The sequence below is a fragment of the Paraglaciecola sp. genome (assembly GCF_039964565.1).
Lineage (GTDB): Bacteria > Pseudomonadota > Gammaproteobacteria > Enterobacterales > Alteromonadaceae > Paraglaciecola.
Genome location: NZ_JBDVXF010000011.1, coordinates 50,102 through 74,616 on the forward strand (window position 1 = coordinate 50,102; position 24,515 = coordinate 74,616).

At 41.9% G+C, this 24,515-nt stretch carries 24 protein-coding genes and 2 tRNA genes; 10 read left to right on the forward strand and 16 right to left on the reverse strand.

Translation table 11 applies throughout. The features are described 5' to 3' along the window. Nucleotides 1-50: 50 nt before the first annotated feature. The 4 genes from ABJK37_RS05835 to ABJK37_RS05850 all read right to left on the reverse strand — a co-directional run bounded on the left by ABJK37_RS05835 (nucleotide 51) and on the right by ABJK37_RS05850 (nucleotide 4,167). The gene (locus ABJK37_RS05835) at nucleotides 51-803 is read right to left on the reverse strand and encodes an SDR family oxidoreductase (protein WP_348351054.1); all 753 of its coding nucleotides are present in this window, start codon (nucleotides 801-803) and stop codon (nucleotides 51-53) included. Nucleotides 804-828: 25 nt separating this feature from the next. Then, nucleotides 829-2,064: a kynureninase gene (gene kynU / locus ABJK37_RS05840; RefSeq protein WP_348351056.1), complete on the reverse strand. Its 1,236-nt coding sequence runs from the start codon at nucleotides 2,062-2,064 to the stop codon at nucleotides 829-831. Next, nucleotides 2,061-2,879 carry an alpha/beta hydrolase gene (locus ABJK37_RS05845; protein WP_348351261.1) on the reverse strand — a complete coding sequence of 273 codons (819 nt, stop codon included), beginning with the start codon at nucleotides 2,877-2,879 and terminating at the stop codon, nucleotides 2,061-2,063. The genes kynU and ABJK37_RS05845 overlap by 4 nt, the downstream gene beginning before the upstream one ends. 97 nt (nucleotides 2,880-2,976) lie before the next feature. Then, nucleotides 2,977-4,167 carry a thiolase family protein gene (locus ABJK37_RS05850; protein ID WP_348351058.1) on the reverse strand — a complete coding sequence of 397 codons (1,191 nt, stop codon included), beginning with the start codon at nucleotides 4,165-4,167 and terminating at the stop codon, nucleotides 2,977-2,979. Between the two features lie 206 nt (nucleotides 4,168-4,373). Between ABJK37_RS05850 and ABJK37_RS05855 the strand changes: the two genes are divergently transcribed. From ABJK37_RS05855 to lgt, 8 genes are all read left to right on the forward strand, one after another. Continuing rightward, complete coding sequence (locus tag ABJK37_RS05855; protein ID WP_348351061.1) at nucleotides 4,374-4,769, forward strand: MerR family DNA-binding transcriptional regulator; 396 nt, start codon at nucleotides 4,374-4,376, stop codon at nucleotides 4,767-4,769. Further along, nucleotides 4,766-5,935 carry an isovaleryl-CoA dehydrogenase gene (locus tag ABJK37_RS05860; protein ID WP_348351063.1) on the forward strand — a complete coding sequence of 390 codons (1,170 nt, stop codon included), beginning with the start codon at nucleotides 4,766-4,768 and terminating at the stop codon, nucleotides 5,933-5,935. The genes ABJK37_RS05855 and ABJK37_RS05860 overlap by 4 nt, the downstream gene beginning before the upstream one ends. A 43-nt stretch (nucleotides 5,936-5,978) precedes the next feature. Next, nucleotides 5,979-7,586 (forward strand): carboxyl transferase domain-containing protein, encoded by a 1,608-nt coding sequence (locus ABJK37_RS05865; protein WP_348351065.1) that lies wholly within the window; start codon nucleotides 5,979-5,981, stop codon nucleotides 7,584-7,586. A 13-nt stretch (nucleotides 7,587-7,599) separates the two neighbouring features. Continuing rightward, nucleotides 7,600-8,394 carry an enoyl-CoA hydratase/isomerase family protein gene (locus tag ABJK37_RS05870; RefSeq protein ID WP_348351067.1) on the forward strand — a complete coding sequence of 265 codons (795 nt, stop codon included), beginning with the start codon at nucleotides 7,600-7,602 and terminating at the stop codon, nucleotides 8,392-8,394. 3 nt (nucleotides 8,395-8,397) lie between these two features. Next, entirely contained in the window at nucleotides 8,398-10,404 is a 2,007-nt protein-coding gene (locus tag ABJK37_RS05875; protein ID WP_348351069.1) for an acetyl/propionyl/methylcrotonyl-CoA carboxylase subunit alpha, read from the forward strand. Nucleotides 10,405-10,407: 3 nt separating this feature from the next. After that, nucleotides 10,408-11,301 carry a hydroxymethylglutaryl-CoA lyase gene (locus ABJK37_RS05880; RefSeq protein WP_348351071.1) on the forward strand — a complete coding sequence of 298 codons (894 nt, stop codon included), beginning with the start codon at nucleotides 10,408-10,410 and terminating at the stop codon, nucleotides 11,299-11,301. Nucleotides 11,302-11,311: 10 nt separating this feature from the next. Beyond that, on the forward strand, nucleotides 11,312-11,545 hold the full coding sequence (locus tag ABJK37_RS05885; protein WP_348351073.1) for a hypothetical protein: 234 nt from the start codon (nucleotides 11,312-11,314) through the stop codon (nucleotides 11,543-11,545). Between the two features lie 89 nt (nucleotides 11,546-11,634). Then, complete coding sequence (gene lgt / locus ABJK37_RS05890; RefSeq protein ID WP_348351075.1) at nucleotides 11,635-12,417, forward strand: prolipoprotein diacylglyceryl transferase; 783 nt, start codon at nucleotides 11,635-11,637, stop codon at nucleotides 12,415-12,417. A 111-nt stretch (nucleotides 12,418-12,528) separates the two neighbouring features. Here lgt and ABJK37_RS05895 read toward each other — a convergent pair whose 3' ends face one another. After that, complete coding sequence (locus ABJK37_RS05895) at nucleotides 12,529-12,945, reverse strand: hypothetical protein (RefSeq protein WP_348351077.1); 417 nt, start codon at nucleotides 12,943-12,945, stop codon at nucleotides 12,529-12,531. 120 nt (nucleotides 12,946-13,065) lie between these two features. Further along, nucleotides 13,066-14,004, reverse strand: a complete 939-nt coding sequence (locus tag ABJK37_RS05900) for a helix-turn-helix domain-containing protein (RefSeq protein WP_348351079.1) — start codon at nucleotides 14,002-14,004, stop codon at nucleotides 13,066-13,068. A gap of 180 nt (nucleotides 14,005-14,184) precedes the next feature. On the opposite strand from ABJK37_RS05900, the gene glgC reads away from it, so the two are divergent. Beyond that, nucleotides 14,185-15,447 carry a glucose-1-phosphate adenylyltransferase gene (glgC, locus tag ABJK37_RS05905; protein WP_348351081.1) on the forward strand — a complete coding sequence of 421 codons (1,263 nt, stop codon included), beginning with the start codon at nucleotides 14,185-14,187 and terminating at the stop codon, nucleotides 15,445-15,447. 70 nt (nucleotides 15,448-15,517) lie between these two features. On the opposite strand, the gene ABJK37_RS05910 is transcribed toward glgC, so the two are convergent. Continuing rightward, nucleotides 15,518-16,330 (reverse strand): alpha/beta hydrolase, encoded by an 813-nt coding sequence (locus tag ABJK37_RS05910; protein WP_348351083.1) that lies wholly within the window; start codon nucleotides 16,328-16,330, stop codon nucleotides 15,518-15,520. A gap of 164 nt (nucleotides 16,331-16,494) precedes the next feature. Then, on the reverse strand, nucleotides 16,495-17,817 hold the full coding sequence (locus ABJK37_RS05915) for an MFS transporter (RefSeq protein WP_348351085.1): 1,323 nt from the start codon (nucleotides 17,815-17,817) through the stop codon (nucleotides 16,495-16,497). A gap of 219 nt (nucleotides 17,818-18,036) precedes the next feature. On the opposite strand from ABJK37_RS05915, the gene ABJK37_RS05920 reads away from it, so the two are divergent. After that, nucleotides 18,037-18,846, forward strand: a complete 810-nt coding sequence (locus ABJK37_RS05920) for a thioesterase family protein (RefSeq protein ID WP_348351087.1) — start codon at nucleotides 18,037-18,039, stop codon at nucleotides 18,844-18,846. Between the two features lie 37 nt (nucleotides 18,847-18,883). Here ABJK37_RS05920 and ABJK37_RS05925 read toward each other — a convergent pair whose 3' ends face one another. The 8 genes from ABJK37_RS05925 to tolR all read right to left on the reverse strand — a co-directional run bounded on the left by ABJK37_RS05925 (nucleotide 18,884) and on the right by tolR (nucleotide 24,514). Then, nucleotides 18,884-19,729 (reverse strand): HDOD domain-containing protein, encoded by an 846-nt coding sequence (locus tag ABJK37_RS05925; RefSeq protein ID WP_348351089.1) that lies wholly within the window; start codon nucleotides 19,727-19,729, stop codon nucleotides 18,884-18,886. A 304-nt stretch (nucleotides 19,730-20,033) separates the two neighbouring features. Beyond that, nucleotides 20,034-20,109: transfer RNA gene (locus ABJK37_RS05930), tRNA-Lys, on the reverse strand. A 48-nt stretch (nucleotides 20,110-20,157) separates the two neighbouring features. Continuing rightward, nucleotides 20,158-20,233, reverse strand: a tRNA-Lys gene (locus ABJK37_RS05935). A 219-nt stretch (nucleotides 20,234-20,452) separates the two neighbouring features. Beyond that, nucleotides 20,453-21,199 carry a tol-pal system protein YbgF gene (gene ybgF / locus ABJK37_RS05940; RefSeq protein ID WP_348351091.1) on the reverse strand — a complete coding sequence of 249 codons (747 nt, stop codon included), beginning with the start codon at nucleotides 21,197-21,199 and terminating at the stop codon, nucleotides 20,453-20,455. Nucleotides 21,200-21,214: 15 nt separating this feature from the next. Beyond that, nucleotides 21,215-21,781: a peptidoglycan-associated lipoprotein Pal gene (pal, locus tag ABJK37_RS05945; RefSeq protein WP_348351093.1), complete on the reverse strand. Its 567-nt coding sequence runs from the start codon at nucleotides 21,779-21,781 to the stop codon at nucleotides 21,215-21,217. 44 nt (nucleotides 21,782-21,825) lie between these two features. Further along, nucleotides 21,826-23,196 carry a Tol-Pal system beta propeller repeat protein TolB gene (gene tolB / locus ABJK37_RS05950; protein ID WP_348351095.1) on the reverse strand — a complete coding sequence of 457 codons (1,371 nt, stop codon included), beginning with the start codon at nucleotides 23,194-23,196 and terminating at the stop codon, nucleotides 21,826-21,828. After that, nucleotides 23,196-24,083, reverse strand: coding sequence for a cell envelope integrity protein TolA (tolA, locus tag ABJK37_RS05955; protein WP_348351097.1), 888 nt, complete (start codon nucleotides 24,081-24,083; stop codon nucleotides 23,196-23,198). The genes tolB and tolA overlap by 1 nt, the downstream gene beginning before the upstream one ends. 8 nt (nucleotides 24,084-24,091) lie before the next feature. After that, complete coding sequence (gene tolR, locus ABJK37_RS05960; RefSeq protein ID WP_348351099.1) at nucleotides 24,092-24,514, reverse strand: protein TolR; 423 nt, start codon at nucleotides 24,512-24,514, stop codon at nucleotides 24,092-24,094. Nucleotide 24,515: the final 1 nt, after the last annotated feature.

Here is a 24,515-nt window from a genome sequence, read left to right on the forward strand (position 1 = left end):
ATCGAGATATTTTCCGCTACAGCGCGTCTAACTGCAGTGTCAAAAATGACCTATAAGCCTCCTGTGATATCGATGAAGCTGCCGGTAACAAATGAAGAATTTTGTGACGCGAGCCAATAAATAGCCTCAGCAACTTCAGTTGCTTCACCGCCTCTTAACATTGGAATTTTAGATTTAAGCCTATCGATTCGATTTGGCTCACCGCCCAATGTATGAATGTCAGTGTTTATTAAACCAGGTCTAACCGCATTAACTCGAATACCTTCCGCTGCGACTTCCAATGCTAAACCTCTTGTAAGGCTATCAATAGCCCCTTTAGAAGCTGCATAATCTACATATTCGTTGGGCGAGCCACTTTTCGCGGCACCAGAAGACACATTGACTATCGCGCCGCCTAGTCCTCCGTATTTAGTGGACATACGTTTAACTGCCTGCTTAGCGCACAAAAAACAACTCATCACATTAGTGTTCAAGACTTGAGTAAATCTTTGCTCCTCTATTTCATCAAAGCGGCATTGCGTTTTTAATATCCCTACGTTGTTAACTAATACCGAGACTGGCCCGAGTTTATGATCAACTTCTTCGAATAACCCTTTTACTTCTTCAGATTTAGAGACGTCCGCTTTCACAGTGATACACCGTGGAGTGTATTGCAGGATCTCATTTTTGAGTTGTTGTGCGGCTCGATCATTATTCAGGAAGTTAATACACACCCCATATCCATTTTTAGCAAAAATTTGGGCACTTGCTGCACCAATTCCTCTACTTGCTCCAGTGATAATGACTATTTTTTCAGTTTGCATATCGGTTCCTAATAAGTCTCAAATCCTAGGTTACTTTTGCTGCAACCTTAAAACGTTGTGCTTGATATAATTTGCTTTCAACTACGTCTCGGAGGGTGTTTATTGCCCGCCATACATCTTCAAACGACGTGTAAAGTGGCGTAAAACCAAATCGAATCATATTAGGCGCTCTAAAATCAGCAATCACACCTTTTTCAATTAACGCTTGGCAAATTGCATAGGCGTCGTTATGTGAGAACGCCAATTGACTACCTCTTTGCTTAGCGTCAACAGGAGAGCACAAAGTCAAGTCATCTAAAGGTTGATGTTGCTGCATAAGCCTAAGAAACACCTGTGATAAGGCCACTGATTTGGTTTGAATAGTCAACATATCTACATTGCGCCAAACATCAAGTGCCACATCTAAAGCACTCATAGCGATAACGCTTGGGGTTCCACATTGAAATTGATTAATGTTGCTGCTGGCTTGGTAGTGAGTGTCAAAAGCGAAAGGGTTTGTGTGCCCCATCCAGCCAGATAATGGTTGTTTAACAAACTCTTGATGGCGGGTGGCCACATATAAAAAAGCCGGAGCCCCAGGGCCACCATTTAGGTATTTGTAACCACAGCCAACAGCAAAATCAGCCTCACATTGATCTAATTCAACTGGTAAAGCGCCTGCACTGTGGGCTAAATCCCAAATCACTAGTATACCTTTGTCATGGGCCAGTTGTGTCAGTTTTGCCATATCCAATGATTTACCAGTACGGAAATTGACTTGCGTCAACAATAAAACCGCAACCGATTCAGTTAGGTTTTGTTGTATATCCTTCTCATCAACCAACTGTAGATGACATAAATCTTCACCGAGTAAGTCACTTACTCCTTGCACCATGTATAAATCAGTTGGAAAGTTATCTTCTGTAGACAACACCACATTGCGATCTGAGTTAAGGGTTAAGGCACTGCATAACAACTTGAATAAATTCACAGAAGTAGAATCACAGCAGATTACTTGCCCAGAAGCTGCGCCTATAATGGGCGCTATTTTTTCACCGACCTTAACAGGAAGGTCAATCCACTGATGATCGTTCCAACTCTTAATTAGATCGTTTCCCCATTGCTGACAGAGCACCTGTGACAAATGAGTCTTAACGGCTCGAGGTAATGCGCCTAATGAATTACCGTCTAAATAAACCACGTCTTTTGGCAAATCGAATTCAAGGCGCTTATCTGCCAACGGGTCCGTCTTATCTAGGGCCCTAATTTCATCAAGATTCATTTTAGTAACCCGTTTAATTGTTTAGTTAGCGTATCGAAGGCGTCAGAACCAGGGTGTATCCAATCAAAGTGCCCGACTCCATCTAACATAATGACTTCGCTATCGAGTTTATCCAGTTCAAATCCAGGTACGATAGCGTCTTTGCCACCTTGTAAAATAAGGGAGTTGGGATGTAATGCTTGTTTACTCGGATTAGCCATTTCGTAATCAAGAGCCTTCTCTTTTGGCATTCCGTGCATGAAATTTTTCGTCACTTGTTGGCAGCTGTTTGAGCCAATTGCATATTCTTCGATATCAGTAATTGCAGCTAAACCAATTACGCCTTTTAGTCGTTTGATGACTCCACCTGCAAGCAGCGCTAAATGCCCACCAGCCGAATGCCCAACCAACACCGACTCGCTCAAATCAAACTCACCATTATTATATTTGGCTGCGGCAAAGATCCCGGCTTTTATATCCTCGTAAGTGCCGGGCCATCCTCCACCTGAATCGCCACTTCGACGATATTCTAACGACCACACATTAAAGCCTGCTTGAGCTAATCCAGTACTTAGCGCAAAAGTATGTTGAATATCGTAGGCACTTAACCAACAACCGCCGTGGATTAACACAACTAGCGGCTTTCGTTGAGCATTTTCAAGTGAGGTTGTACGCCATAGCAAGGCATATTGTAATGGGTCAACACCATAACTTACTTTTTCAACAGGTGCCGAAAATGACAATTCTGCAACTTTAGAATAATCAACGTTATTGGCTACTTTCGGAAATTGAACGATAGGCACTTCACTATGGGAGACCCACGAAAAAATGCACAGTAAGAATGCGAATAATCGATACAAGATAGTTGTCCCTTAAATAAAAAGCAGTGTTCAAAGTAACACTGCTTATGTACTAACCGAAACAAATTTTTACTTAGAGCATTTCAACTGCAATGGCAGTTGCTTCGCCACCTCCAATACACAAGGAAGCCACCCCCTTTTTCAGGTTTTTCTGTTTAAGAGCATGTAATAACGTCACGATTATCCGCGTACCCGAAGCTCCTATGGGATGTCCAAGAGCGCATGCTCCACCTTTAACGTTCACTTTGTCTTGGTCTAAACCTAACTTTTCAATGGCCAACATGGTGACCATGGCAAACGCTTCGTTAATCTCAAATAAGTCGACGTCTTCATGGGTCCAATTACTTTTTTCCAATAATTTTTGAATCGCCCCTACTGGTGCCACGGTGAAGTTTTCAGGTTCAATAGCGTGGGAGCTATGTGCCACTATTTTAGCAAGAGGCGTTAACCCTAAATCCTTTGCTTTACTTCCTGACATAACTAAAATCGCAGCAGCTCCATCAGAAATAGAGCTAGAATTAGCAGCGGTAACTGTTCCGTCTTTTTTAAATGCGGGGCGTAATGACGGTATTTTCTCTGGTTTAGCCTGCTTAGGACCATCGTCACTTTCTACCAACAGATCCCCCTTACGGCTTTTGATGGTAACAGCAGAAATTTCATCGTTAAACAAACCCGCTTGTTGCGCATCGTTTGCTTTTTCTAAACTGGATAAAGCAAACTCATCCATTTGTTCACGGGTAATTCCTTCAGCATCAGCCGTCGCTTGCGCGAAACACCCCATAGCTTGACCATCATAGGCATTTTCTAAACCGTCTAGCATCATATGATCTAATACCTGACCGTGTCCCATACGATAACCAGAACGCGCTTTTGGCAAAAGATAGGGGGCATTGCTCATGCTTTCCATTCCACCAGCGACTATGGCATCAGCTGTACCCGCTTTAATTAAATCATGGGCCAACATGACGGATTTCATGCCCGAACCACAGACTTTGTTGATAGTGGTGACACCAGTAGCTAGGGGTAAGCCTGCTTTTAAAGACGCTTGTCTTGCGGGTGATTGTCCAAGTCCGGCTGGTAACACACAGCCCATTATTACTTCATCTATTTGCGACAGAACTGCGGCTGGCTCTGGTGTTTCTTGCAACACGGCTTGTATGGCACAAGCGCCTAATTCTGTAGTTGTCATCGGGGCCAAACTCCCCACAAAACCACCTAACGGCGTACGCTTTGCTGCCACTATTACAATTGATTCATCAGACATAAAAATTCCTAAATTTTGCTTTATTAACTACGTATTTATATCACTAGCGTACAGGAAATTGCACGCTTTGTGAGTTATCGCCAACACTGAGTTTTTCAATAACACCAATACAATATTGATTTTAAAACGCTAACACTTTACATTCACTTACAGTTTACGTAAACGTAAACCTTGTTAACAAAATATTGACTATATATGAGTACATAATGAGTGAACAGACTTTTAGCATAGGCGAACTAGCCAAATTAATGGACATTACACCCCGCTCTATTCGGTTTTACGAAGAGCAAGGTTTATTAAACCCAACTCGAAATGGCCAAAATCGAATCTATCAGAAAAAGGACCAAGTTCGCCTGAAGCTAATATTGCGTGGCAAACGTTTAGGGTTTTCCCTAGCGGAAACCAAAACCTTATTTAATCTATACGACAGTCACAAAAATTCGAAAGTTCAGCTTGAAGAAATGCTCAAAATGACGGCTGAGAAACGCGCTCATATGCAGCAGCAACTTGAAGATATTGCTATGTTAAAAACTGAACTAGAAGACGTGGAAGCCCGTTGCCAAGAAGAATTGACTGCCTTAACTCAAGGACAAATCGCATGAATGCCCCTTATCCAACCTTAAATTTTGGTCTCGGTGACGACATCGACATGTTACGTGATCATGTATACAACTTTGCCCAAGGTGAAATTGCTCCTTTAGCTGAAAAAGCCGATCAAGAAAATAGTTTCCCCAATGAATTATGGCCCCAGTTGGGTGAAATGGGTCTGCTAGGCGTAACGGTTGCAGAGCAGTACGGAGGTTCTAACATGGGGTACTTAGCACATGTTATTGCAATGGAAGAAGTCAGCCGTGCTTCAGCTGGCATAGGTTTAAGTTATGGTGCCCATTCAAACTTATGCGTCAACCAAATACACAAAAATGGTAGCGAGGCACAAAAACAAAAATATTTGCCAAAACTAGTCAGTGGGGAACATATAGGCGCGCTAGCTATGAGTGAGCCAAATGCTGGTTCAGATGTGGTAAGCATGAAACTAAGAGCTGATAAACGCGGTGATGTTTATGTGTTAAATGGCAGTAAGATGTGGATCACCAACGGTCCAGATGCGCATACTTATGTGGTGTATGCCAAAACGGACATCTCCGCCGGTCCTAAAGGCATGACCGCCTTTATAATCGAACGTGGTACTCAAGGTTTTAGCCAAGCTCAAAAGCTCGATAAATTAGGCATGCGCTCTTCAAATACCTGTGAACTAGTGTTCCAGGATTGCGAGGTTCCAGCAGCAAATATTCTTGGACAAGAAGGCGGCGGTGTACGTGTATTAATGAGTGGTCTGGATTATGAACGTGTGGTTTTGTCAGGTGGTCCATTGGGTATTATGCAAGCTTGTATGGACTTAGTTGTGCCATACATCCATGACAGAAAACAGTTTGGACAATCAATTGGAGAGTTCCAATTAGTCCAAGGAAAGGTCGCTGATATGTATACCCAGATGAACGCTGCTAGAGCTTACGTGTATGCCGTAGCGCGCTCTTGTGATAGAGGTGAAACCACCCGAAAGGACGCAGCAGGAGCAATTCTATACTCAGCAGAGCTAGCAACAAAAATGTCCCTAGATGCTATTCAACTGTTAGGTGGCAACGGTTATATCAACGAATTTTCAGCAGGTCGCTTATTACGTGATGCCAAATTATATGAGATAGGAGCAGGCACTTCTGAGATCCGCAGAATGTTAATTGGTCGAGAGTTGTTTAAAGAGTCAGAGTAACAATGATTTACAACCTCCTAAAGCAAAAAACTGGAGCAATACTGTGCCAAAAATAATCAGTAAGCTAAATATTAAAAGCCAAGACTTTGTGGCGAACGCGCAGCACATGCAAGCGCAAGTCAACGACCTGAAAGATAAAATTGCAACAATCAAGCTTGGTGGAGGTGAAAAAGCGAATAAGCGACACCTCGACCGCGGTAAATTACTTCCAAGAGAGCGAATCAATGCGCTACTTGATAACGGCTCGCCTTTTTTGGAGTTGTCGCAACTTGCTGCATTTGAAGTGTATGAAGACTACGTGCCCGCTGCGGGTGTAATTGCTGGAATTGGCCGTGTCTCAGGGGTGGAATGTATGATTGTTGCCAACGACGCTACAGTAAAAGGAGGCAGTTACTACCCTTTGACAGTGAAAAAACACCTTCGCGCCCAGACCATCGCGGAACAAAATAACTTACCTTGTATCTATTTAGTTGACTCTGGAGGCGCAAACTTACCTCGCCAAGACGAAGTATTTCCTGACAGAGAACATTTTGGACGTATTTTTTACAATCAAGCCAACTTATCAGCACAAAATATTCCACAAATTGCGGTTGTAATGGGCTCATGCACAGCGGGAGGAGCCTATGTACCCGCTATGGCGGACGAATCGATTATTGTCAAACAACAAGGCACCATCTTTCTTGGTGGTCCACCTTTAGTTAAAGCCGCCACTGGTGAAGTGGTCAGTGCAGAGGATTTAGGAGGCGGCGATGTGCATTGTCGCGATTCTGGAGTAGTCGACCACCTTGCCAATAATGACCATCATGCTCTAAAAATTGCTAGAGATGCAATCGCCAGATTAAACCGTAATAAGAGCATAGATCTCGATGTGCGCGAACCCATTGAGCCTGCCTATTGTGGTGAAGAAATATATGGGGTGATCCCAAAAGACACTAGGCAGCCATATGACGTTAGAGAAGTGATCGCCAGAGTGGTAGATGATTCAGAGTTTGATGAATTTAAAGCTTTGTATGGTCAAACCCTGATATGTGGTTTCGCCAGAATTTTTGGCTATCCGGTTGGCATAGTGGCCAACAACGGTATTTTGTTTTCAGAATCTGCCCAAAAGGGGGCCCATTTTGTGGAGTTATGCGCCCAGCGCAAAATTCCCCTAGTGTTTCTCCAAAACATCACTGGGTTTATGGTTGGAAAACAATATGAAGCTGGTGGTATCGCAAAACATGGAGCCAAAATGGTTACTGCAGTAGCCTGTGCTAAAGTACCTAAATTTACCGTTTTGATTGGCGGTAGTTTTGGAGCTGGTAACTATGGTATGTGTGGACGAGCCTACGATCCTCGCTTTATGTTTATGTGGCCGAACGCCCGTATATCTGTAATGGGAGGCGAACAAGCTGCCGGGGTGCTGGCACAAGTCAAACGTGAACAAAAAGAGCGCGTTAATGAATCTTGGAGTGCAGAACAAGAAACCCAGTTCAAACAACCCATTATTGATACCTATGAAACCCAAGGACACCCTTATTATGCCTCAGCTAGATTGTGGGACGACGGCGTAATCGATCCCGCCGATACTCGCCAGGTATTAGGTTTGAGTATTTCCGCTAGCTTAAACAAAACCATTGAGGACACCCGGTTTGGCGTCTTTAGAATGTAAGGATGAAAGAATAATGAATCAAACCGATAGCGTTTTATTTGAAATAGATAGCAGAGGCGTGGCGACAGTCACCTTAAATCAACCTCAGATCCACAATGCGTTTGACGATAAGTTAATTGAGCAACTTACCGATATTTTCAGCCAAGTAAATCAACACGAAGATATTCGAGTCATGGTGCTTGCCGCCGCAGGTAAAAGTTTTAGCGCTGGCGCCGATTTAAATTGGATGCAGCGCATGGCTACCTATAGCTACGAGCAAAATTTAGCAGACGCCAACGCCTTGGCTAAGATGTTTTTTATTCTGAACACTATTAATAAGCCCACCATTGCGCGAGTACAAGGTGCTGCCTTTGGAGGCGCGGTAGGTTTAGTTGCTTGTTGTGACATGGCAATTGGCAGCAAATTGAGTAAATTTTGTTTAAGTGAAGTTAAGCTTGGATTAGCACCCGCCACGATAAGCCCTTACGTAATTGACGCACTAGGCGCTAGAATTGCAAGGCGTTATTTTGCTACGGCCGAAGTATTTTCAGCCACACGCGCAAGACGTTTAGGACTGCTTAGTGAAGCAGTAGTAGAAGAAGAACTAGACAAGACCATTGAAAACCTCATCGAACACATTTTAAAAAATTCGCCCGCAGCCATTCGCGCCGCAAAAGCGCTTATTTTTGATGTTCAGAATAAGCCGATCTCTGACGAGTTAATTGCTATGACTAGCGAAAAGATAGCTGAGCTTAGGGTTTCTGAACAAGGTCAAGAAGGCCTCAGTGCGTTTTTGCAAAAACGCCGCGCGAATTGGGTAACGGAGTAAGCAATGTTTAATAAATTATTGATAGCGAATCGCGGAGAAATTAGTTGCCGCATCATAAAAACAGCGAAACGAATGGGCATTCTAACCGTTGCTTTATATTCTGATATAGACAAACAAGCCTTACATGTAAAAATGGCTGACGAAGCCGTATATGTGGGCCCCTCCCCTTCAAAAGATAGTTACCTACAAGCACAGAGAATCATCAACATTGCTTTGAAGGTTGGTGCCGATGCCATTCACCCAGGTTATGGCTTTTTGTCAGAAAACGCTACTTTCGCTAATTTATGTCAACAAAACGACATTGTTTTTGTCGGGCCTCCAGTGCATGCAATTCAAGCCATGGGCTCTAAATCAGAAGCTAAAAAAATCATGGAGCATGCCAAAGTACCTCTAGTGCCTGGCTATCACGGCGACGACCAAAGTGCGGATGGCTTAAAATCCCACGCAGATAAAATGGGTTATCCAGTATTGCTTAAAGCTGCGGCAGGCGGTGGCGGAAAGGGAATGCGCCAAGTTTGGCAAGCATCAGAGTTTAATGACGCTTTGGCAGCAGCAAAACGCGAAGCAATGTCGAGCTTTAACGACGACTTAATGTTAGTCGAAAAATATCTAATCGAACCAAGGCATGTGGAAATCCAAGTATTTTGCGACAACTTTGGTGAAGGCGTATATCTATTTGAACGCGACTGCTCGGTGCAACGTCGTCATCAAAAAATAATTGAAGAAGCCCCTGCGTTTGGGATGACCGAGGAGTTGCGGGCTCAGATGGGAGAAGCCGCATTAAAAGCGGCTAAGGCCATCGATTATGCAGGAGCTGGAACTGTCGAATTTTTATTGGACAGTAATGGGCAATTCTATTTTATGGAAATGAATACTCGATTACAGGTTGAACACCCAGTCACAGAGATGATCACAGGACAAGACTTAGTTGAATGGCAATTGCGGGTGGCGAATAATGAACCTTTACCATTACCTCAAGAGTCCTTAAGTATTCATGGTCATGCATTTGAAGCTAGAATTTATGCAGAAGATCCAAACAACGAATTTTTACCGGCGACGGGTTCATTATCTTTGTTACACCCACCTATTGAGTCAGAATACGTTCGTGTTGATACTGGTGTGGTTCAAGGAGATGACGTGTCAGTTTTTTATGATCCGATGATCGCTAAATTAATTGTATGGGACGAAAATCGAGACAAAGCATTAGCGCGCTTAACGAAAGCTTTGACTGAATATCACATTGATGGCGTTGTTACTAATATTGAGTTTCTATATAAGTTAGCTACCAGTGCGCCTTTCAAGGCAGAACAAATAGACACTGGTTTTATCGAAAAACACCAAGACACCTTATTGTTAAACGAACAGCAAGATGTCGAGCCATTGTTGCCGGTCGCCGCGTTATATCTGATGCTAAACAAGAAACAGCACCTCGAGACAAATTTGAATGACAAATTTTCGCCTTGGTCTCAAGGTAACGCTTGGCGAGCCAATGAGTTGCACCAGCAAAAATTAGAATTAATAGTAGGAAAAGACACCTTTGTCATACAGGTTAGTCAAATTTATGTGGGTGAACATATTGTTTATGACATGAAAATTGGCCAGCAAGAATATCGATGTTCGGGAATACTTGAAAACGATCAATTAACTTCCACTATTAATGGTCATCGAACACTTTCTAAAGTCACCGCGCACCAAGAAGGTTGTTCGGTATTCTGTAGTGGCAAGGTCATCCGATTCCAAGCGTTACAAGCTGACTTAGGAGACACCCAAGATAATGCCGCAGACCTTGGTTTTACTGCTCCGATGAACGGTACTGTCATCGCTATTTTAGTTGAACCACAACAACAGGTAGAAAAAGGCCAACCGCTGATTGTAATGGAAGCCATGAAAATGGAGCATAGCTTAAAAGCACCTACTGCCGGTTGTGTAAGCGAATTTTATTTCAAAGCGGGTGACTTAGTTGATGGCGGTGTCGAGTTATTAGCGTTCCAAGCTAAGCAAGAGGCTTAAAAAATGTTACCTAAGTCAGTGAAAATTGTTGAGGTGGGTCCAAGAGATGGTCTACAAAATGAACCAACACTAGTGCCTACAGTCGCTAAGATAAAATTAGTGGAACAACTAGCTGAAGCTGGTTGCAGCGTAATCGAAACGGGTAGTTTTGTGTCGCCTAAATGGGTCCCACAAATGGCCGATAGCGCTGAAGTTTTCCACAAGATAGATCGCCAGAATAAAGTACGCTACACGGCACTGACTCCCAACTTGCATGGCTTGCAACAGGCCATAACAGCGCAAGTAGATGAGGTTGCAGTATTCGCTGCTGCTTCAGAAGCGTTTTCCCAAAAAAATATCAACTGTTCAATTGCCGAAAGCCTTGAACGCTTTACGCCAGTAATGAAATTGGCGCAACAACATCGGCTTCCAGTTCGCGGTTACGTATCTTGCGTATTAGGATGTCCCTATGAGGGTAACGTTAGTCCACAGCAAGTGGCTCAAGTGAGTAAACAACTGCTAGATATGGGCTGTTATGAAGTATCTTTGGGGGATACTATTGGAGTGGGCACGCCACTAAAAACCCAACAAATGTTAGAAGCAGTGTTAAGTCACGCATCAGTAGATAAATTAGCGGTACACTTTCATGATACTTACGGTCAAGCTTTGGCGAATATATTAATGGCATTGCAACAAGGGATTTCGGTGGTAGATAGCGCAGTTTCCGGTTTAGGGGGCTGCCCCTATGCAAAAGGCGCCTCTGGCAATGTCGCCACAGAAGACTTAGTCTATATGCTTGACGGAATGAACATCAAGACGGGCATCAATCTTAAGAAGCTAGCACAGGCTGGATTAAATATGATGCAAGTCTTAGGTAGACAATCAAGTTCCAAAGTGGCTTGCGCTTTAACCGCATAAGGAAAATTTTTTGGCTGAACATGATCCACCTCGCACTCCCCTACCAGCAAACGTCAGAGTGATGATTGCTTTAACCGCCTCACCAACACTTTTAGTAGTAGGCATGTTGCTATACACGTTATTTGTTGACGGTTGGCAAAAAGTGAGTATCAGTATGATTATTTTTTCATTACTGTGCGCGGTCGCGTACTATGTGGTTATCACTGGTCATCCGCCTCGCCTTGGCTTAAGAAAACGTAAGTAAAATAAACTATCAAGTGTCTGATTAAAACCATTCAGGTACAATGCTGCTATTCAAGTTAACTACATATCAACAAACATAAGGCAGATTTCATGGCGTTTTTTACTTGGGATGTAAACCCAGTATTACTTGAAATATTTGGATTAAAAATACATTGGTACGGCGCATTATTTGCTGCGGCAATTTTCGCTGGTCTACAAGTTATGAAATGGATATTTCAACAAGAAAAAGTCAAGTTAGCGTTACTTGATTCATTACTCATGTATTGTGTTGTTGGCATTATTGTCGGTGCTAGACTGGGTCATTGTTTATTTTACGACCCAGGGTTTTACCTAAGTAATCCTCTTAAAATACTCGCCATTTGGGAAGGAGGGCTGGCAAGCCATGGTGGCGGTTTAGGTGTTATTTTAGCCGTTTACTTCTTTCAGAAAAAATACAAACTAGAGTATTTGTGGTTATTAGATAGGCTCGCAATCGCTACGGCTTTGTTTGGTTTCTTCGTTCGTTTTGCTAACTTCATGAATTCTGAAATAATAGGCATTCAAACTGATGTACCTTGGGCTGTAATATTCGCTCGCATTGACCTGTTGCCTCGGCATCCTGCACAGTTGTACGAATCACTGTCGTACTTAAGTATTTTTGTGGCGTTATTATTGTTATACCGTATTACAAATATTAAAAAACACTCTGGGGCATTATTAGGAGCGTTTTTATGTTTAGTCTTTACCGCTAGATTTTGTATTGAATTCGTAAAGGTAAAACAAGCGGCCTACAGCGGCGAACTACTTATCAATACAGGGCAAGCCTTAAGTATTCCGTTTTTTGCGGTGGGTATATATCTCTTGTTACAAGCTTGGAAGAAAAGTCGGATTTGAAATTCCTCCCCCGATTAATTATTTTTAGATAAATGAGGGGGGAATCTCTAAATAAATCGACTGACCAGCATAAAATAACGTTAATCACGCACTATCTAAATCAGTTAGGCACTATTGGGAAAGTTGCGCTGACGTGATTTTTTGCAATAACCACCAAGTCGCTTCCTCTTTATTCGAAAAAAAGCGGAATACATCACCAGCTTTTGTATGTAACTCACTTAGATGGCGTTTTGCGAATTCTGGTGAGTTCGACTCACCAACTAGAATCGCGCTTGCAACATGACCTTGCTTTATTTCGTGTTTGATTGTTTTAATAATATAGTTGGCCGCATCGGGGACATAGATTGGATCTCCACCAAACTCAACTAATGAGCCCCATGGACTGCCATACATTGATTCAACCAGAGGTTTAAAGCGACTATAAGCTTCATTGACGGCTTCCAAATTCCAGGGTCCGCATCCTTCAATCAGTAGAATTCTGTCTTGAACATCTAATTCAAGATTTCCGTGCACAGTAAAACGTCCCATTTCACCACCTCTGCCAATAGCTAAGTAATATTACGCCATTTGTCAGATAGTTAACTAGTAAACCGTTGATATTTCAAGTCGTTTTACTAGTTATTTGCCTATTCTACAGAGTAAAAAACATCAGTTTATTCTAAACTGAGACTGATATTGGCTAGGTGCCACCCCCACATACTTATTGAAATTAAACCTCAAGGTAATGCCATTATCGTATCCCACTTTCTGAGCTAACTGTTCAATAGATAAATTTTCCACTTCTAATAATTGTTTAGCAAGATTGATTCTTTGCTGATTAATCCATGCTTTTGGACTAATTCCTAACGCACTTTTAAAATGTCGGTCAAAACTACGTCTAGACATACACGCTTTTTTAGCCAAGTCGTCTACACAAAGCGGTTGATTAAGATGCGTAATTGCCCAATCAAGGGTATCGCTAAATGTGCCAGTATTTTTAGCGATTGGAGTTTCTACGTATTGGGCTTGACCTCCATGTCTATGGGGAGAGATGACTAAACGCCTAGCGACTTGATTGGCAATCTCATGACCGAAATCTTGCCGAACAATATCAATTCCTAAGTCTAAAGCCGCAGCACTTCCGGCAGAGCAACTGATTGTTTGGTCATGAGTATAGAGCACATCGTCTACAAAATTAACCAAGGGAAAACGCTGTTTGAAAATCTCGGAATAACGCCAATGTGTAGTGGCTCGCTTATTCTGCAGTAAACCTATCTGAGCTAATAAAAAGGCCCCCGAGCAGAAACTAATAATCCGCCCGCCATTCTCAGAAAACGCCCTCACCTTTTCCGCTAGATCAAGACGAACATGCTTATTGTTAATATTCCAACAAGGGATCACTAAAGTGTGATAACCATCTAGTGTTTGAATGGAATTAGCGTTAAGTGTAATTTCACCTGTTGCCCGCAACGGCCCTTTTTCAAAACAGACTACATCTGTTTGATACCAATCTTCATATTCTGGGCGTGATAATGCAAAAATTTCGATGGCACAGGCGAGTTCAAACGTAGCGATGTTCTGGAACGCCAAAATAGCAACTTTTGACATATTCACTCCTTTTTTAGACTAGCTTGATATTAAATAAATTACAGAAATCCGAAAAGTTAGCCTTTCATCAATAACTTATCATAATTTACTTGTTTTGGATTGAGTTAAGACCTGTGTTGTGTAAACTCAATGTTAAGAGAAAAAAAACTGTGCAATTTATTTTCGATGGAGTAACAATTTATGGCAAAACAACCATCTCGCTATATTAGTAATTTAACACGCGAAACCTATGCACTTATTTTGGCTGGGGGCAGAGGGTCAAGGCTTTATGAACTAACTAACTGGCGAGCTAAGCCCGCGCTGTATTTTGGAGGGAAATTTCGAATAATTGATTTTCCTTTATCAAACTGCATCAATTCAGGGATCCGAAACGTAGGTGTTGTTACACAATACAAATCTCACTCTTTAATCCGTCACCTTGTTAGAGGTTGGGGTCACTTTAAAAAAGAACTAGGCGAATCAGTAGAAATTCTTCCCGCATCCCAGCGTTTCTCGGATAACTGGTATGAAGGTACCGCCGACGCAGTTTTTCAAAACATTGACATCATTCGAGATGAATTACCCAAATATGTGATGGTGCTATCTGGTGATCATATTTACCGAATGGACTACGGTAATCTAATTGCTCAACATGCCGAATCTGGTGCAAAAATGACCGTAAGCTGTATGCCAGTGCCGATAGAAGAGGCAGCAGGGCAATTTGGGGTGATGTCGGTAGATGAAAACTTAAAAGTGATTGGTTTTGAAGAAAAACCAGCCAAGCCTACACCTCTGCCTAATGATCCTACTAAATGTTTAGCATCAATGGGCAACTACGTATTTGATACTGAATTTTTGTTTGAACAATTAAAAGCAGACTCAGAAACATCTGGCTCAGAGCGAGACTTCGGAAAAGACATTATTCCATCTATTATCGAAGAAGGGTCAGTCTATGCTTTCCAATTCGAAAGTGATGACGAGAATGAAGCTTATTGGCGAGACGTAGGTACCTTGGATTCTTTTTGGCAAGCCAACATGGAGTTAGTCGCACCGGTTCCAGCCCTTAATTTATACGATAAAAAATGGCCAATTTGGACCTATCAAGAACAATTACCGCCTGCGAAGTTTGTTTGGGAAGAAGATAACCGCCGCGGCACAGCTATCAACTCAGTGGTGTCGGGTGGCTGCATTATATCCGGAGCAACGCTGCGCCGAAGCATTTGCTTTTCAAACGTCAGAGTTCACTCCTATTCTGAAATTGAGGACTCTGTATTATTGCCTGACGTTGAAGTACAACGTAATTGTCGTATTAGAAAGGCTATTGTTGATCGTGGCTGTGTCGTTCCTGAAGGCACCACCATTGGCCATAGCCGTGAAGAAGATTTAGCTCGAGGTTTCAGAGTCTCTGAAAAAGGAGTGGTTTTAGTGACGCGTGAAATGTTAGGGCTAAAAGTGGGATATTAACCTCACTAACTTACCCGTCAATTTTTGATAACTAAGCCGCGACCACGCGGCTTTTTTGTTGCCACTCGATCTAACAACTAACACTTTCCCAAAGACGAATTCTATCGCTTATCAACTTAGCCACTTGTTGTGGATATTCTAACGGGAACATATGCCCTCCTCTTTCAAATATCTGATGTTCAATTTTGCTTTTTTTAATAAAGGAGCCTAAAAAAGACGGTGTGCATACATCACTTTGACTACCCGTCACCAGTAAACCGGGCACCGTAAGTCGTTTGTAGTACTTATTCAGATTGTGGGGTACGTTGCGGTATATACTGGCTTCAATCTGTGCGTCGAAATTAAGCTGCAATTCCCCATCACGCTCATCGATGGCAGCAGCTACGTAATCTTGAATACATTCTATTTGAAAGTGTTTAAATAACGCCTTGGACTTAAAATATGCCACGACGTCGGTCCCTAGGGGCCAACTTTGGCAACGCACTTTAGCCTTGCCCGCAGGAGAAAGTTTATCAATTAAGGGAGAGTATTTAACCAATCTAAAGGCTATTCGAGCTAGTCCAGAGGCGATCGGTGGATCGAGCAATATTACTCCCTTGATTAAATCAGGTCTGTCACAAGCGGTCATGAAAGACACCACAGCGCCCATTGAATGTCCAACTAGATAAGTGGCCCCCGAAACGTTTTGAGTTAAATACTCAGATAACTCAGCGACCTGATTTCCCCAATTTTGGTTCACGGGAAATCGTTCAGAATGAGCAAACTTAGTTATTGCATGAACTTCAAAATCATCTGGAAGTTGTTTAAATATTTGTTGATAACTGCCAGCGGGAAAGCCATTCGCATGGGCAAAGTGTATTTTGATTTTCGCGGATCCAGTCATTTAAAACCTACTAATTTGAATTAATAAAGGCTCTCAGATGAGAGCCTTTTGGGGTCATATAACCTGACAATTGTATTTTGAAAATTTTATCTAAAACACAAAAAAATCAAACCAATAAAACCAAACCAATAAAACTACGGCACATTACCGACTAGCATGTAACACTAGCCATTACGTATTTCTGCAGCTTTCCAATCAGCTGGAATTTGTTTAGCAGTCCAAAAGAAAGCAACTATGGACATGATATAGGGTACGGCTAACCAAGACAGCGACAATCTCAAGGCTTCTACTTCTCCATGTTGTTCTGTGTAGAAATTACTCAAAATTCCAATAAACGTAGGACCGCCACCTAAAGCGATAATATTGAGTACAAAGAAAAACAATGCAGTCGACATGGCTCTTACTTTCACCGGAGCGAGGGTTTGCGCCAGTGCAAAAGAGGGTCCTAAATAGAAACCACTGGTAAAGAGCAACACAGTTACTAACGCGATAGAAAGTTCAAGAGACTCAATCTGCAGTGAGAAGTAATAGGCTGGCGCACCAATTAATAACGCCAATCCAGGTACTAACCCATATGCGCCTCGATTGGTTTTCCCCCATTTATCAACCAATACTCCACCAAGCCACACCCCACCGGCATAAGCCGTGCCGTTAATTACCCCCAAGACAATTAGAAATTGAGTGATATCTAAACCTGCATGAGCTCGCACATAAAAATCAATCATCCATGTAGAAATGGCGTAGTTACCAAAAGAACCAAAAGATATCGCGAAACACATTCCCCACCAAGATTTAATGGATAACAATGCTTTGATTGATTCCCAAGACTTACCCTGTGCCGAAGACGTTTGCATGTTGCCACTTCGTGAAGGCTCCTTAACCGTTAGTTTTAATAAGATAGCCAGCGCTATCCCGGGTAAGCCTACCGCTATCATCACCATGCGCCAATCGGCTTCCCCTCCTCTTAAAAAAAATGCCGAAGCAAAGAAAGCTAACATTATCCCAAATGGAATACCCATAGAGTAAACAGCCAATGCGCCGGCTCGTTTCTCCTTGGGGAATAAATCGGAAATAATTGAGTGTGAAGGTGGACTACCACCCGCCTCCCCTATACCCACACCGATACGAGCAAAGGCCAATTGTGCAAAATTTCCGGCTAATCCCGATGCAGCAGTAAAACCACTCCAAAGAGTCAGCGAAATTGCCACTATATTAACCCTGCTGTACCTGTCTGCTAGCCAAGCAATAGGGATCCCCACTACCGTATACAACAGGGCAAAATAGATACCCTTAAGCCAACCTAATTGCGCATCATCTAGGCCTAAGTCTGCTTTGATAAAAGGCGACAATATACCGATAATTTGCCTATCTATGAAATTAAACGCATAAATCAACGTTAAAATAAATAGAACATAGTTCCGATATCCATTCGACACTGCTGGGGGCGCTTCTGGAGACTCGCCGCTCACTTTTTGGTCACTTACCATCTACGTATCCTTAGAACTAGGTGTTTATTGTTTTCCTCATGGTACGGGTTGAAAGCTAGTAATTTCAAGCAAAATTGTTAAGTTTTTGTAAATATAACAGGCAGTTATGCTCAATCATAAAGACATGAAATCATCAAAGGAATTCTAGGCATTATCATAATTGCATACAGATCAGACCATATTATGGTTAACAACTGATTAACGGAGCCACAATAAATTATGCATATTGATATATTGCTAAATTCGGTCAAACAACAAGTTAAATCAAATATTGATGACGTGAGACTATCGGTTAGCAGTGGATGGGAGCAAGGTCGGACGCTGTACGGTGGTATTTCCGCCTCTCTCGCCTATCAAGCAATGCGAGAAGTCGTTAGTCCGGATAAAATAATACGTTCGTTGAGCACTAACTTTATCGGCCCAATCGAGGCCGATAAAGAGTTCGGTATCAATATAGAGGTACTTCGCGAAGGAAAAAACGTTATTCAAGTAGTCGCCAGAATTACCCAAGATAGCAAAGTGGCATTAATGAGTCAGGCAAGTTTTGGTACGGCTCGTCAATCAAAGATCCATATACCGAATCAACTTCAACACACCATGGAGTATCCACTGAAGCCTAACGGCATGCCCAACATCCCAAAAGTTACCCCCAAATTTATTAGAAATTTCGAATTGGCCAAAAGCAAAGGCGGTTGGCCATTCACAGGCAAAAAAGAAAGTGATTTACATGGATGGATGCGCTTTAAAGAACAACCGAATGAGTTTTGTGACGCCCATTTAATTGCGTTAATAGATATTTGGCCTCCAACGGTTTTACAATTATTACGCTGGCCTGCCATGGCAAGTACTATGAGTTGGAACTTGGAATTCATTCACCCCCATCAAAACATCGCGGGAAACGACTGGATTGCTTATCAAGCCAACACTAGGCAAGCAGCTGATGGATATGCACATACCGAGGCTAATATATGGGATAAGCATGGCTCTCTTGTTGCTATAAGTAGACAAGTAGTGACTGTATTTGCCTAGCTAAGAAACAGCAATATGAACGAGGTCAGGCTGTCAGTTAAAACATCGCCAGTGAAGACGGGCTAAACAAAGCTAACGCACTCATTAACTGTAAATTGCTAAAGTCTAGAGCATTATTAACCGCCTCAATATCCAGTCCTAAACTCTGGTACATCGGTTCGCTCACATCGCCATGGATTGGATAATACCCGCTGTTTATATTATTACGGGCTAGTAGATAAGCAAGTTGCAAGATTTTATCTTCATTGGTCTTAGCTTTATGTTCACTGACATGAGTGTTTCCCACAGTTTCTACAATATCACTGGGTATCCCCCATAGCTTTAACAATTCTGATGAAATCGCTGCATAGGGAAAGCCTAGGTATTTTTTCTGCAGCATCAAAGGTGTGTTTTCGCTAGAAATCGCCGCGCATTGGCTGGCTTTCTCTGGATCTAATTTTACCAACACCAGTTCGCCGAGATTATGCAATAATCCACACACAAATAATTTTTCAGGCTCATTTAAGCCCAACTCTTCGGCAAAGTATTTACATAACAACGCACAACTTACTGCTTGTTCCCAATATTGGTCTAAATCGATCACATCGGGGCTAATTTTTTGGAATGCTCTACTCACTCCGTAAGCTAGCACTAAATCATAAATTGAACCTGTACCTATTACCTGAATCGCTTTAGAAACGGTAGTAATTGTGTTTGGGAATTTATACAAAGCGCTGTTAGAAATTTTTAAAACTTGGGACATGATAGCTGGGTCGTAATTAATGACCTCTGCAATATCTTCAATACAAGTTGTTTCATCGTCTATTAATTGCTTAACTTTCACGACCGCCTCAGGCAGTACAAAAACATCTCCAGCATTTATTGCATATTCTTTTACATTCATAAATTACTCCATCTTTGCGTCCATTAGGCTGATTGTAATCTATGTTTGATTTTACTGCATGATCAATCTTACAAAATTGTAAATTACTCAATTGAAACAACTAAATAGCTAAAACCAAACTGAAATGAAACATTGCTTAGACTTCTCAACCAAGCTTAGTTGGCAACAACTTATTGATAACAATTGGCGACCCGATAATAGGTTATGTCGCGCTATATGCGAATATTTAACAGGCACGATCCAAGATACATCTATGCAAATACTGGAGTCTTTGAAAATTTTATTTCGAGAGGATGTAAAAAGATGGTGGGTCGTGCTGGATTCGAACCAGCGACCAATTGATTAAAAGTCAACTGCTCTACCAACTGAGCTAACGACCCATCTATTGAAATTTTATTACAGTGCTCACTTGTGTGATTCAAGAAAATTGGTGGGTCGTGCTGGATTCGAACCAGCGACCAATTGATTAAAAGTCAACTGCTCTACCAACTGAGCTAACGACCCATTTTTCAATTTTCTTTCCGCCTCACTGCGAGGGCGGCATATAATACTCAATTGAAATCTCAGTGCAACCCAAATGGCATTATTATTTCAATAATATGAACTGTTTGCTGAAAAACCGAACAATCGTATATTCAGCAAACCAAAACAGATTAAAAAACTAACAATCAAACCTAATATTGAGTCAAACCAGAAAACAATAATAACGTTCAAAAACTCTGATTAAAGACCTTTAAGTCGATTCTCAGCCAATTTAGCTGAAGATGAATCAGGAAACTCTGCAACAACTTGTTCCCAAAGTTGTTTAGCTCGAGCGGCATTAGAACGTTCCATTTCAGTAATACCTAACTTCAAGGTAGCATCAGCTCTTTTATTCGAGTCTGGATAATTGGTAATTAACGAATTGAATTGTTCGCCTGCACCCGCCCAATCTTGTTTATTAAACAATAATTGACCTAACCAGTAGTGCGCGTTGGGAACATAACTAGAATCAGGAAAATGTTGCAAGAACAATTGAAACTCAGGGATTGCTTGATCATATAGTCTATCTTTCAGGATCAAATTTACCGCTTTGTCATAAGCTTCATTTTCATTTGCTGAGTAAGGCACTTCAGGAGTCGCGGCCACAGGGTTAACCGCAGCGCTAGGTATCGTAGAAGGCTGAGTTTTGACGGACTCGATACGTTTATCTATTTCTAGATAAAGTTCTCTTTGTCGTTCAAGGATTTTCTCTAACTGATAGTTTTGAACTTCAATTGCACCTCGAAGCTCATTCACTTCGTTTTGCATTACATCAAGCTGCTCTTGCTGACGGTGCTGCGCCTCTGTTCGTGCCGAAAATTTTCGTTCGAGTTCAGTAATGCGTTGGTCACTACTGGCGCTGGTTACATCTGATACAGGCGCAGGAGCCGCAATAACTGCGGCTCCATATAAACCTAGCAAACCTATCGCCAAGGTACGTTTCATCATAGTAGACTTCTATTATTAATAAACCAAAACACCACGACGGTTTTCTGCAAAAGCCGCCTCGGTTGAAGCATTGTTAACAGGTTTTTCTTCACCATATGACACGACAGATATTTGTGAAGGACTCACACCTGCATTCAATAAGTAAGTTTGTACTGATTTAGCACGAGATTCACCCAGTGCAATATTATACTCAGGTGTACCACGACTGTCACAATGACCTTCAATGACAACTGACTGGCTGCTATTTTTAACCAAAAATGCAGCGTGTTGATCTAAAATACCATAGTATTTAGAGCTAATACTGGCTCTATCAAAATCAAAATAGACCAACTGATTATTTTCTAGCGCCATTAATTCTTGTTTCATTTCTTCTGCAGGAGTCAACATAGGTGCAACTTTACCCGCTTCAACCATTGAATCACGTGCTTCTTGTGCTTTGCGATCGGCTTCTGCTTGCTCTTGGGCAATTCTTGCTTCTTCTGTAGCCGCACTAGCTGCACTATCATCTGTTGAAGTACAAGCCATCATAGTTACAACTGGAAGAGCTATAACCAACCCTTTTAAAATTTTATTTAGTTGCATTCTTTTTTTCCTGTTTTTATCGAATTTAAGTAAAAGTGTAAAATTTATCGTAAAAATGGTGACCAGGTCGGAGCCTTCACCTGACCATCGGCCGCGGGCAGTAGTGCTTTAAATCTGCCATCCAAAGACACCAAAGACAACACTTGCTTTCCTTGGTGTAAGGTGCTGTAAATAATCATACTTCCATTTGGCGCAATACTGGGTGATTCATCTAAATAGGTTTTAGTTAGCACCTGTAGATTACCATTAGTCAAATCTTGTCGTGAAATATGGTAATTTCCACGTGTTCGATTGACCATCACCATTTGTTTACCGTCTGGCGTTATGGTCCCACCTAAGTTCATTTCACCGTCAAAAGTCAAGCGACGAACCTTGCCTGATGCTAAATTTACTCGATATATCTGAGGTTTACCACCCCGTTCTGAACTAAATATTAAGCTCTTGCTATCTGGCGTCCAGCTTGGTTCAGTATCAATTGCTCTATTTTTGGTTATCCTACGAAGTTGCTTACTCGCAATATTCATCACATAGAGTTCAGGATTACCGTCTTTTGACAACACCATTGCTAGTTTTTTTCCATCAGGCGAAAACTTTGGTGAGCCATTAATTCCGGGAAAACTAGTCATTTGCGTTCGGTTCATCGTATAAATATCTTGGATAAAAATCTGTGGGCGTTTATTTTCAAAACTGACGTAAGCTAACTTAGTGCCATCTGGCGACCAAGCAGGAGACATTAACGGTTCGGGTGAACGCAATAAAGTTGTTTCATTAGCGCCATCATAATCGGCAACGACTAACTGAAAAGGTAACTCGTGTACTTTATTATCTCGTACAATGACATACGCAATACGCGTCAAAAACGCACCTTTTTCGCCAGTTAATTTTTCATAGACCACATCACTGATTCGATGGGAGTGGCGCCTAAAGTCACTACCCGAAATAGTCATTTTACTCGCAGCTAAAACATGTTCATTGCTTGAAATGAGCTTACCGCCACTTAACATTTGAGACTGACCACCGGTAATTTGACCACGCAATACATCGATTAACTCGTAGGTCACGGTGTATCTATCAATCCCAGTTAGTTCAACTTTACCCACTAACACGGCTTCAATGCCCTTAGATGCCCAAGCGCTGTAATCCACCTCTTTATCAGCAGAGGGATATTGTGGCATATCTCTAGAATTAATCGGGTTAAACTTACCACTGCGACGCAAATCAGCTGCTATCACATCGGTGAGTTTATCAGGCATAACCCCTTCACCAACCCATTTAAAAGGCACAACACCAATAGGACGAGACGTATCTACTCCTTCAGTGATTACAATTTCCAGCGCGGAAAAGCTACGAAAACTAACAGACAAAATAAAAAATGAAAGCAATAGTTGCTTAGTTATAGACATGGTTTTAAACATTATAGTTCTGGCTCAACGGTTAGATTAATTTCACGTAATTGTTGGTAAACATCGGGTTCTCTGGACACTGGTAACGTATCAGATTTAAACACTGCAGCTTTTGCAGCTCGGCATAATATGGTGTTTCCACCCAGCTCAGTCACTTGCGTCACCAACCCATTTGATGCCATTCGAATATTCAAACGACAAGATTTTCCTTTCATTGCATCATCAACAATCAAGTTTCTTTGGATAGTTTGCTTAATCAGCGCCTGATACTTTTGTACTTCAGTCAACACTTGTTTGCTTCTTTTTGCTTGCCGAGCGGCCTGTTCTGCTTGAAGTTGTTCATTTAGCATTTTCTCTTGTTCTGCCTTTGCTTTAGCTTCTTGACGTTTACGCTCAGCTTCTTGACGTTTTCGTTCGGCTTCTTTTAAGGCTTTTTGTTCTTTTTCGCGTTTTTCCTTAGCTCGTTTTTCTTTCTCACGTTTAGCTTGAGCTTCAGCTTTTTTCTTGGCCAGTTCTTTACGCTTGCGATCCTCTTCAAGCTTTTGAGCTTTAGCCTTTTCTTTCTTTTGTTTTTCTCTTGCCGCTGCTGCAGCTTGTTCAGCCTTCTTTTTATCCAACTTTTGTTGCTTACGTTTTTGTTCTGCAAGTGCGGCTTTACGCTCTATTTCCTTTAATCTATTCTCTTCTTTTAGACGTTTAGCGTTTTGCTCGTCCTTCACTTTTTGAAGTTGTTTTTGTATCTGAGTTTCGTCTACAACCTTTGCCTCTATGATTGGCGCTGCATTGAATGGGTTAGGGATCTCTTTAGGAGTGGTTGAAAAATACCCACCAATTAGCAGCCCTACAACAACCAGGTGCATAGAAAGTGAGATAATAACAGCTATCCGCAACTTAGACATTCTGCTAATTAACCCTCGGGCGGTGTGGTCATTAACCCAACAGAAGGTGCGCCAGCCCGCTGCAACAGCACCATTAATTGCACAACTTCACTATACGCGACCGCGCCATCGCCTTTAACAACGACTGGAGTATTGGGTTCGCGCTTAAGATGCTCTTGCACTATAACGGCCAAGTCTACCGCAGACATAGGTTCTTGTTGACTCTCACCCGAATTCAAAAAATATTGTCCATCGGCATTTACAGTAGCGACTAATGGCGGTTTTGATTCTTCATCTAATGGCTGAGCTTCTGCTTCGGGTAAATCAACTTTGACACCTTGAGTAACAAGTGGCGCGGTAACCATAAAAATAATCAGTAGTACCAACATAACATCGATGTATGGCACCACGTTTATTTCTGATACAGGGCGTCTGCGCTTTCTAACGTACATA

Excerpts from the sequence above, each read along its gene's own strand:
- ABJK37_RS05895 (WP_348351077.1), bottom strand. The coding sequence starts at position 12,945 with ATGGGACGTTTTACTGTGCACGGAAATCTTGAATTAGATGTTCAAGAC.
- lgt (WP_348351075.1), top strand. The coding sequence starts at position 11,635 with ATGGCGTTTTTTACTTGGGATGTAAACCCAGTATTACTTGAAATATTT.
- ABJK37_RS05880 (WP_348351071.1), top strand. The coding sequence starts at position 10,408 with ATGTTACCTAAGTCAGTGAAAATTGTTGAGGTGGGTCCAAGAGATGGT.
- pal (WP_348351093.1), bottom strand. The coding sequence starts at position 21,781 with ATGCAACTAAATAAAATTTTAAAAGGGTTGGTTATAGCTCTTCCAGTT.
- ABJK37_RS05860 (WP_348351063.1), top strand. The coding sequence starts at position 4,766 with ATGAATGCCCCTTATCCAACCTTAAATTTTGGTCTCGGTGACGACATC.
- ABJK37_RS05875 (WP_348351069.1), top strand. The coding sequence starts at position 8,398 with ATGTTTAATAAATTATTGATAGCGAATCGCGGAGAAATTAGTTGCCGC.
- ABJK37_RS05855 (WP_348351061.1), top strand. The coding sequence starts at position 4,374 with ATGAGTGAACAGACTTTTAGCATAGGCGAACTAGCCAAATTAATGGAC.
- ABJK37_RS05870 (WP_348351067.1), top strand. The coding sequence starts at position 7,600 with ATGAATCAAACCGATAGCGTTTTATTTGAAATAGATAGCAGAGGCGTG.
- glgC (WP_348351081.1), top strand. The coding sequence starts at position 14,185 with ATGGCAAAACAACCATCTCGCTATATTAGTAATTTAACACGCGAAACC.
- ybgF (WP_348351091.1), bottom strand. The coding sequence starts at position 21,199 with ATGATGAAACGTACCTTGGCGATAGGTTTGCTAGGTTTATATGGAGCC.
- ABJK37_RS05915 (WP_348351085.1), bottom strand. The coding sequence starts at position 17,817 with ATGGTAAGTGACCAAAAAGTGAGCGGCGAGTCTCCAGAAGCGCCCCCA.
- ABJK37_RS05925 (WP_348351089.1), bottom strand. The coding sequence starts at position 19,729 with ATGAATGTAAAAGAATATGCAATAAATGCTGGAGATGTTTTTGTACTG.
- ABJK37_RS05835 (WP_348351054.1), bottom strand. The coding sequence starts at position 803 with ATGCAAACTGAAAAAATAGTCATTATCACTGGAGCAAGTAGAGGAATT.
- ABJK37_RS05850 (WP_348351058.1), bottom strand. The coding sequence starts at position 4,167 with ATGTCTGATGAATCAATTGTAATAGTGGCAGCAAAGCGTACGCCGTTA.
- tolB (WP_348351095.1), bottom strand. The coding sequence starts at position 23,196 with ATGTTTAAAACCATGTCTATAACTAAGCAACTATTGCTTTCATTTTTT.
- ABJK37_RS05900 (WP_348351079.1), bottom strand. The coding sequence starts at position 14,004 with ATGTCAAAAGTTGCTATTTTGGCGTTCCAGAACATCGCTACGTTTGAA.
- ABJK37_RS05910 (WP_348351083.1), bottom strand. The coding sequence starts at position 16,330 with ATGACTGGATCCGCGAAAATCAAAATACACTTTGCCCATGCGAATGGC.
- tolR (WP_348351099.1), bottom strand. The coding sequence starts at position 24,514 with ATGTACGTTAGAAAGCGCAGACGCCCTGTATCAGAAATAAACGTGGTG.
- ABJK37_RS05920 (WP_348351087.1), top strand. The coding sequence starts at position 18,037 with ATGCATATTGATATATTGCTAAATTCGGTCAAACAACAAGTTAAATCA.
- kynU (WP_348351056.1), bottom strand. The coding sequence starts at position 2,064 with ATGAATCTTGATGAAATTAGGGCCCTAGATAAGACGGACCCGTTGGCA.
- tolA (WP_348351097.1), bottom strand. The coding sequence starts at position 24,083 with ATGTCTAAGTTGCGGATAGCTGTTATTATCTCACTTTCTATGCACCTG.